General features: G+C 68.9%; 8 protein-coding genes. 4 read left to right on the top strand and 4 right to left on the bottom strand.

Features of this window, described 5'->3' with window-relative positions; translation table 11 throughout:
- Window positions 1–339, top strand: a 339-nt coding sequence (locus VME70_02560) for a hypothetical protein (protein ID HTW19076.1), incomplete at its 5' end; no start/stop codon positions are given.
- A gap of 126 nt (window positions 340–465) precedes the next feature.
- Here VME70_02560 and VME70_02565 read toward each other — a convergent pair.
- Complete coding sequence (locus VME70_02565) at window positions 466–1,359, bottom strand: helix-turn-helix domain-containing protein (GenBank protein HTW19077.1); 894 nt, start codon at window positions 1,357–1,359, stop codon at window positions 466–468.
- 209 nt (window positions 1,360–1,568) lie between these two features.
- On the opposite strand from VME70_02565, the gene VME70_02570 reads away from it, so the two are divergent.
- On the top strand, window positions 1,569–2,303 hold the full coding sequence (locus tag VME70_02570; GenBank protein ID HTW19078.1) for a winged helix-turn-helix domain-containing protein: 735 nt from the start codon (window positions 1,569–1,571) through the stop codon (window positions 2,301–2,303).
- On the opposite strand, the gene VME70_02575 is transcribed toward VME70_02570, so the two are convergent.
- Window positions 2,300–2,719, bottom strand: a complete 420-nt coding sequence (locus tag VME70_02575) for an OsmC family protein (GenBank protein ID HTW19079.1) — start codon at window positions 2,717–2,719, stop codon at window positions 2,300–2,302. The genes VME70_02570 and VME70_02575 overlap by 4 nt on opposite strands.
- A gap of 427 nt (window positions 2,720–3,146) precedes the next feature.
- Between VME70_02575 and VME70_02580 the strand changes: the two genes are divergently transcribed.
- Window positions 3,147–4,667: an endonuclease/exonuclease/phosphatase family protein gene (locus VME70_02580; GenBank protein HTW19080.1), complete on the top strand. Its 1,521-nt coding sequence runs from the start codon at window positions 3,147–3,149 to the stop codon at window positions 4,665–4,667.
- A 30-nt stretch (window positions 4,668–4,697) separates the two neighbouring features.
- Here the strand turns inward: VME70_02580 and VME70_02585 are convergent, their stop codons facing one another.
- Window positions 4,698–5,888, bottom strand: coding sequence for a hypothetical protein (locus VME70_02585; protein ID HTW19081.1), 1,191 nt, complete (start codon window positions 5,886–5,888; stop codon window positions 4,698–4,700).
- 116 nt (window positions 5,889–6,004) lie between these two features.
- Between VME70_02585 and VME70_02590 the strand changes: the two genes are divergently transcribed.
- The gene (locus VME70_02590) at window positions 6,005–7,225 is read left to right on the top strand and encodes a hypothetical protein (protein ID HTW19082.1); all 1,221 of its coding nucleotides are present in this window, start codon (window positions 6,005–6,007) and stop codon (window positions 7,223–7,225) included.
- 19 nt (window positions 7,226–7,244) lie between these two features.
- On the opposite strand, the gene VME70_02595 is transcribed toward VME70_02590, so the two are convergent.
- Window positions 7,245–8,534: chloride channel protein (locus tag VME70_02595; protein ID HTW19083.1), on the bottom strand; the 1,290-nt coding region annotated here is incomplete at its 5' end.

The following is an 8,534-nucleotide window of genomic DNA, read 5'->3' on the forward strand; positions in this document are numbered from 1 at the left end:
TTGGCGTTCGCCGGCTGGGGCCCGGACTGGCCGGCTCCGTACGGGTTCTTCGAGAACATCGTCGACCCGCGCAAGATCCTCGCTCAGGGCAACAGCAACTACGGTGCCTGCAGCGACCCGAAGATCACCTCGCTGATCAACTCCGCGTTGAAGCAGAAGACGCCGCAGGCGGAGTACCCGTACTGGCAGCAGGTGGACCAGACGGTCCTGAAGGACGCCTGTGATGTTCCGTTCACCTATGACAAGGCTCTCGACCTGTTCAGCAGCCGGCTGACCAACGTCTACATCGAGCCTGCGTTCGGCATCGTCGACCTCCGCACCGTGGGAGTCGGAGGCTGACCGCCGAGAACTGAGGACCCGCCACCCGGGTCGGCCAACTCCTTTATCCGGTCGCGGGCCGACCCGGTGGGCGATCTGGCCGCACCGGCTCGAGCTCCCTGTTCAGGGAACTCGACGCCGGTGCGGTCATTCTTGTGCTTGTGACCCCAGCAGCTCGGCACCGAGAGCGGTGCGGCGGTAGGTCGGCGCCGCGGCACGACCCCGCGCGACCTCACGGGTCACCAGATGGGTGCGGGCGAGCACGCGCAGATGGTGGAGCGTGTTCTTGCGACGCTGGCCGGTCGCGCGGGCCAGCTCATGCGCCGTCATCTCGCCTTCGAGGGCGTACAGGATCACGGTCCGCGGGTAGCCGAGCAGCTGGGCCAGCGCTAGCCGCGGCCGGCCCTCGCCGTACAGCGCGGTGCCCGGCCGTTCGACCGGCCGGCAGACCAGCAGGCCGTCATCGTGATCGAATGCCTCAGCCCGGATTCCGAGAACGGTCGGGATGATCGTCGGCGGCTTCGCCGACGATCGGGCTGCGTAGACCGTCGAAACGTCGCCGGCCGGGTCGACGTCGCTGGTCAGCGACATGGACAGTGGTAGCCACATCGGCTCCAGCACCGTGGTGACGTAGTGGTCGAGCTCGCGGATGATCTCGGCCAGCCCCTCGCGCGGACTCGCGAACCGGGCCATGACCTCGGGCGGCAAGCCGTCGGCGAACACGCGCCGGAGGTCTTGCCCGACCGCACCATCCTCGACCGCGATCAGCCCGTACAGCTGATCGGGCCAGCAGGCGCTTTCTTCGATCCGGTCGAGCAGGAACTCCGGTACGCCGTGAGGGGCCGCGCAGATCGCGCGAATCAGATCCCGGTCAGCGGTCGCGCACCAGGACAGCGCGGCGCGGAACCACGCGGAGTCGACGTACGGGTGGTTGGTGTCGCGCAGATGGCGGAGCCCGAAAACGGCTTCCGACAGCCGAGAGCCCGAGAGCAGCTGAGGGGTTGGCGACGGGCCGGCTTCTACCGCGGCAAGCGACTTCACCCGCGCCTACCGGCTCGGCTCCGAGCCCCCAGTGCGTTGGACCGCCACGGCCCCGACCCTATGCCCGGCCACCTTCGGCGTCGGCCGAATTAATCGCCGCCAGCGCGGCCGTTACCGATCTGTGGCTGTGGTGTTGCCGTTGGTTGACCAATCCGACTGCTGCCACGGTTCGGTTCGGGCCGAACCGTCGCACACCTACGATCGAGACGATGAGCAGAGCTAACACGCGAGCAATGGGCGGTGACCTCGCCGCGTTGGGATCGGTGCTGGCTGATCGCACCCGTGCGGATGCATGCCTGCTGCTGCTCGACAACAGACGGTGGACGTGCAGCGAGCTGGCGAGCGCTTTGGGTGTCGCGCGTTCGACGATGACCGAACACGCCAACGTTCTTGTCGACGCGGGGCTTCTGGAGCAGGAGCGGGCTGGTCGACACCGGTACCTGCGGTTGGCGGGAGACGAGACCGCTGAGCTGCTCGAGTATCTCGTTGCTCGCTCGCCACGGCGCACCACCATGCGATCGAGCCTGCGTTCGGTCTCTCAGCATGATGCGCTTCGCCGCGGCCGCACGTGTTATGACCACCTTGCCGGTGTACTCGGGGTCCAGGTCACGCAGTCGATGCTCGCCAACGGGTACCTCCGTGACCAGCTCGGCTGGTCGCTGACGCCGAACGGCATCGAGTGGTTGGCGTCGGTCGGCGCGGATGTCGAGGCGTTCGACCACGGTCGACGACCGCTGGTCCGCCAATGCATCGACTGGACCGAGCGAGAGCCGCATCTGGCCGGGCGCGCAGGAGCCGCGTTATGCGACCAGTTCTTCGTTCACGGCTGGATCGCGCGCTACGGCACGACCCGCGCGGTGCGCGTGACCGACGAGGGCCGTACCGCGCTGGTCGACCACTTCAGCATCGCGACCCCGGTGGATTCCACCGCCACCGCCAGCTAGGCAGCCGCGCCGGCCGCGTTCTGCGCGAGCGCGACCGTGACGGTCGGCGCGTTCGCCAGGCTGTTGTGCACCGTGCAGTGCGACGCCACCGCCAGCAGAGCCGCGCGCCGGGCCTGCGGCACGGAGTCGGGCACGTCGATCCGGATCGCTACGCGGGCGACCCGCGCCGGTCCCTCCGGCGAGAGCTCCCAGTCCCCGGTGACTCTCAGGTTGTCGGTGTCGAGCTCATGGCGGACCAGATACCGATGGGCGTAGTGCGCCACGCAGGCGACCAGTCCGCCGACGAACAGCTCGGTCGGTGTCGGGCCGCTGTCCCATCCACCTTCGGATGCCGGCTGGTCAACGAGCAGGCCGTGATCGCGAATGTCGAGGAGGAACTGGTCCGAGGCGATGTGGGTTGCCGTGATCGCAGCCATGATCACTCCCTTCGGTACCTCTAGGGATCCCCTCACAGTCCCTAGAGGTACGACGCGACGGTAGGTCGGCTCATCGGATCGGGACCAGGGACGAAGTACCCGTTCGCGCGGGGCGGAGGTTCGTCTTTCGACCACCAGGTCCATGGGATCGATGACCGTGGACGCCGCTGCTCGGTGTGTGACCTTCGACTCTGTCCGCGGCCGCCCGCCGTGAACCGCTTACTCCGGGAGGTACTCGCCGGTCTCGGGTGACTTCTCTGGTCCTTCGGTTCACTCGTTCGGCGCAGCGAGAGTGGACATCCTGCGGGTACACGCCCCACACATGACCCACCAGCACTATGTGTCGGTCGCACAGTCATCGCCGACACGACGGCTTAAGCCGGACGGGTGATCGATCGGGGCCCCTGCGATGCCGAGCACTAGTGATATGGCAAGCCAGTTGACCCGGTCGAGGCTGGCGGCGCTGTGCGCCGCGCTGCTTCCGGGTCTTGCCCTGGCTGCGCTGCCCGCTACCGCGACCGCGGTCGGCGGCCAGAAGATGACGCCGCCGAGAGCGATTCACGTGGTCCGCGTGTCTTCCTCGTCATTCACCGTGCGAGCCCGCGGGTCGGCGAAGGCGAAGCGCTACCAACTGTGGGCGTCGACCACGCGCAGCGACCTCTACGTCCGTAACCTCGGGCGGGCGAAGACGGTGAGCTCCAAGCACCCGACCCTCACCGTGCGTGGCCTGCCGTATACGTCGAAGCCGTACTACTACCGGCTCGCGGCCTGGAACGGCCCACACCACCAGTTCTCGCCACTGATCAACGCGGTCGGGCTGCGGCCGGCGGTGCCGTCACGCGTCGACGTCGGTGACCGCGACGGCGGCCTCGCGCTGTCCTGGCACAGCGGGCCGGCCACCGGGTTCTCGGTCGAGCAGGCCACCGATCCTTCGATGAGCCAGCACGTGCAGCGCTACCGGCTGCGGGGTAAGGACACGACGTTCACGCCGTACGGCGTAGCGCCGGGCACGACGTACTACTTCCGGATCCGGGCGCTCAACGGCTCGACTCCTTCGGGATACACCAGCCCGATCGGAGCGACCGACACCGCGAGCGGGCAAGCGGTGCGAGTGATGACCTACAACGTGCTCGAGGCGTACTACGACGGCAGGCGTGAGGGCAGCGGCCATGTCTCCCCGTGGTCCCAGCGCGTGCACGGGGTGGTCAAGCTGATCCGGCAGGCCGACCCGGACGTGATCGCGATCCAGGAGGCGGCGGCCTGGACAGCAGGCGTCAAGGGCCCTCGTCAGGTCGACTCATTGGTGCATCACCTCGGGGGGACGTATGCGTTGGCGCACACCGAGATCCCGCCGACCCAGCACCACTACTTCCGCACCGGGGTGTACGTGCTCTATAAGAAGGCAGACTACAAAGCAGTCGGTGCGGGCAACCACTGGGGGATCGGCGACAACCGGTGGGCGGCGTACCAGACCCTCGAGAACCGCACGAGTGGCGCCCGTTTCCTGTTCGTCTCGCCGCACCTCTCGGTCGGTGCAGGGCTGAAGTACGACAAGCAGCGCGAGGCGGAGACCCAGAGCCTGCTTCGCCAGGCCGACGCGTACGCCGCGCATGACAACCTGCCGATCGTGTTCGGCGGCGACTTCAACAGCGACAACGACCACTGGCATCCGCTGAACGCGCCGGCGAAGGTGATGCGGCAAGCTCGGGTCGACGACGCCTTCGACGTCGCCCAGCGCCGGACCAACGCCCGGTTCAACAGCGCCAACGACTACTACCGCAAGCCGCCGGCGTTCGGCTATCACCTCGACTACATCTACGTGTCGCCGGGGATCGCGGTCCGTTCGTGGAAGCTGATCATCGACCTCAGGCACGGGCGCTTCGTCGGGGTGATCCCTTCGGACCACAACCCGATCGTGGCCAACATCGTTATCCCGTACCGCAGCTGAACCCCGAGCGTCGCGCCCGTCACATCCGGACTACGCCCGCCCGACTGCGCGCCGCAGGCGCTTCGCCACTCGGCGGCGGCGGCGGACGAGCTCTCCGAGCAGCCGCCGCGTGGTCAGGTCGCTCGGCTTGACCGGTGTCGCCTGCGCCTCGGGTCCGTGTTGCCCCGCCAGCAGCCGCTCGCTCGCGAGGATGGCGCCCAGCAGCGCCTGGGCGGCGCCGGCAACCGAGAGCTCGACCTCGGCCATGTCGGTCTGCTGGTCGTCGGGCAGCGGCTTCACCGCACTGAGAGAAGCAAGGTCGCCGATGACGCCGACCCCGCTGGCGGCGATCCGCTCGGCTGCCGCAGCGGCCACCTCGTTCGCGCGCTCGACACCCCACCCGGGAAGCGTGATGCGCGGCTCACCGGGGTCCGGTGTCCGAAGCTGCATCTGCCGCGCGATGCCGTCGTAGACCAGCTCGTAATACAGGCGCGGTGGCAGCTCGCGCTGATGGAACTCGACGTTGATCGCGCGGATCAGCTCGATCTCGGGCGCGGTCAGGCTGCGGTTGGTATGACCGACCTCGGCCCTGAGCAGTCCTTCCGGAACGCCGACGAACCGTTCGAAGGTCCGCAACAGGCTCTCGCGGTCGGACTCGTCCGCGACGACGACCACGAGGCGTTCCGGGCCGACGATCGACGCCCAGCGTTCGACCTGCGCGTCGTGATGGTGGCGGTACCAGAACGACGGGGTGGCCCGCGACGTGCTGCCGGGTTCGAGCATCGCCTTGAGCCAGCGACGGTACGGCGCGCGGAACCGGTTACGGACGTACTGCTGCCAGGCAGACGGAACGATCAGGGCGAGGGGGCGCAGAGTCACGACGACGTGCACTCGCTCACCGCCGAGCTCGTTCACGACCTTGGCTGCGACCTCGTCGCTCGCGCCGTCGAAGTACTCGCTGCTGATGACGAACCGTTGGTCGGCCGTCGCTTCGGCCTGCTCGACCAGCCGCTCCCAGTCGCGTAGCTGGGCGGGTCGGTCGCCGGCCAACCCGTGCCCCTGGGTCACCGCGAGCGCGGCCATCTGCGACTGGCGCCGGCGGCCGGCGTACACGACGCCGTACTCGGCCAGCTCGGATCGGGCGTTGTGAAGCGCGCCCTGGATGGCCGTCGTACCGGTCTTGTGCGGCCCGACGTGCAGGAGCAGGCCGCGCTCGGGAAGCCGGAAGTCCGGTCCGAACACTTGGCCTCCTGCCGATCCGATCCTCGCGCTCGTCGCCCTGATGCTAGACGAGGCGCAGTGACCTCGGTCGCTAGCATGAGCGCGACGGGGACCTTGCAATTACCTGGGAGTTCTTGGTGTTCGAGGCCGATCTCCGCGTGCCCTCGGACGGGTTGTTGCTCCACATCGGGCCGCACAAGACCGGTACGACGACCATCCAGGGCGCGCTGCTGAACGCCCGCGAGGCGATGGTGGCCCACGACGTGATCTACGCCGGCCGCACCCGCCAGCACCAGATGGCGGCGCTGGCGGTCACCGGCGGCAACGGCCTGCGCGGAAGCCGTCCGGCGCGTCGTACCGACTGGGACCTCGTGGTGGCGGCGGCTCGGCGTGCCGACCAGCAGCGGGTCATCGTCAGCAGCGAGTACTTCGACGACGCGACCGATGACGTCGCGCGGCGGGTGGTGAGGGAGCTCGGTGACGAGCGAGTGCACGTCGTCGTGACCCTGCGTCCGCTCGCTTTGATCCTTCCCTCGGCCTGGCAGCAGTACGTGCGCAACCAGATGCGCATGTCGTATCCCCGGTGGCTCGACGTCGTGCTCAACGATCCGGATCGAGCGGGTCGCTCGGCTCGGTTCTGGTATCGCCATCACCATGACGTCCTGGTCGAGCGCTGGGCATCGATCGTCGGCCCGGAGCGCTTGCTGGTCGTCGTGGTCGACGAGTCCGATCGGGAGAGCCTGCTGCGGACCTTCGAGCGGCTCGTGGACCTCCCGACCGGTTTGCTGCGCCCCGAGGAGGGCTGGACCAACCGTTCGTTGACGGCCGCCGAGATCGAGCTGATTCGCGCGATCAATGTCGAGTTCCACAACCGCGACCTGCCGGCCACGCTCTACTACGACCTCGTTTACGAAGGCATCGTCCGGCAGATGCAGCTGCGTACCCCGGAACCGGACGAGCCCCGCATCACGACACCCGCATGGGCGGTCGAGCAGGCGAACGCCATCGCGGCAGCGGCCGCAACGCGAATCGCCGAGAGCGGGGTGCGGGTGCTCGGTGACCTCGCGTCGCTCTCGGCGGTCAAGCCGGTGCCGGACGACCGGCAGACGAGTCTGAAGAAGATCACGGTGGGGATCAAGCCGGCACGCGACGCGTTGTTGGGCGCGATCTTGACAAGCGGCGCGATGCACACGGCGGCCATCCAGTCCTCCGCCCCGTGGACGATCAACGAGGTGCGCACCAGCGCGTTGATGTCGGAGTTCGCCCACCGGGTCGCGAGCCGCGGCCCCGAGCGGGCGCGCGCCCTGGCAGTACGCGCATCGATGTCACTGCGCGCCCGCGGCGCCCGCCGCAGCTAGGCCGGACCCTTCGGCGTCGTCAACCGCGGTCCGGCTCGCCCTCCGGTCCCACATCTGCGCTCGCCCCTATCGGTACGGCGGGGAGCCGGACCGAGTAGATCGAGTAGCCGTCGACGTATCTGGCGACGGTGGTCGCCAGCACCGCGGCAATCAGCATCGGCACGATCACGCTCGTGCCGGTGCCGGTGAACTCGACCATCAGGACCAGGCCGGTCAGGGGCGCTTGCAGTCCGGCGCTCAGCATGGCGGCCGCACCTACCAGGGCGAAGGCACCGGCGGGCGCGCCGCTCCACAGGTGCGTCCACGCGAGACCGAGGAAGCCACCGAGGGCGGCGCCGGTCGCAAGGGTCGGGGTCAGCAGGCCGCCCGAGGCACCGCTGCCGACGCAGGCGACGGTTGCCAGGGGCTTGAGCGCCGCGAGCGCGGCGAGCAGGCCGAGCGAACCGATGCCGAGGAAGGTGGGTGCAGCCAGATCCCGGCCGTTACCGAGGATCTGCGGGTAGTGCAAGCCGACCAGACCGAGGGCTGCGAACACCACTGTCGTGGCGGCGACGAGCCGCCAACCCTGCGGGCGATGCGCCGACACCGCGCCGATCAGCCGGATGTACACGACGGTGAGGATTCCGATCAGCAGGCCACTCGGTACCGACCAGACCACGAGCGACGCGTCGATGTGGTAGCTCGGGACGTGGAGGTAGGTCGGCGTGTTCGGCAGGTAGATCCAGGCGACGATCGTCGCAACCGCGCTCGAGACCAGCGCCGGCAGGACGACCGGGAGTGTGAGGCTCCCGTAGAGCACCTCGGCGGCCAGCAACGCGCCGCCGAGCGGCACGTTGTAGATCGCTGCAACCCCGGCGCCGCCGCCGCAGGCGACCAAGAGGCGGCGCTGGGCCGGGCTCAGGCCGGCCCAGCGCGAGATCAGGCTGCCGGAGGCGGCACCCAGCAGCTTCGGTGCCGCCTCTCGTCCGAGCGAGGCGCCGGCGCCGACCGCGATCTCCGAAAGGGTCGAGGACGCCAGGCTGCGCCGGATCGACAACAGCCCTTCACCGGCCCACAGCGCGTCGTCCAGGTCCGAGTTCTGCGCCCGCATGAGTCGACGTACGACGTACCAGCCGGCGCCTGTGAACAGGCCGGCGACCGCGAGCACGAGCAGCCGGCGCGAGCCACTCGCGCTTTGCACGCCGCTTTCGAAGCTGCCGGTGTGGAAGCCGTACGCGCGATGCTCGACGAACCGAAGGACGATCATCATGAGCACGCCGAGCAGACCCGCAGCGACCGCGGTGCCCGCCGTCGCGAGCCAGAAGCGCGC

Source organism: Mycobacteriales bacterium, assembly GCA_035504215.1.
In the GTDB taxonomy this organism is placed as follows: domain Bacteria; phylum Actinomycetota; class Actinomycetes; order JAFAQI01; family JAFAQI01; genus DATAUK01.

Bases quoted from the DNA above. Each gene is read 5' to 3' on its own strand.
- VME70_02580 (HTW19080.1), top strand. From the start codon at position 3,147: ATGGCAAGCCAGTTGACCCGGTCGAGGCTGGCGGCGCTGTGCGCCGCG.
- VME70_02575 (HTW19079.1), bottom strand. From the start codon at position 2,719: ATGGCTGCGATCACGGCAACCCACATCGCCTCGGACCAGTTCCTCCTC.
- VME70_02570 (HTW19078.1), top strand. From the start codon at position 1,569: ATGAGCAGAGCTAACACGCGAGCAATGGGCGGTGACCTCGCCGCGTTG.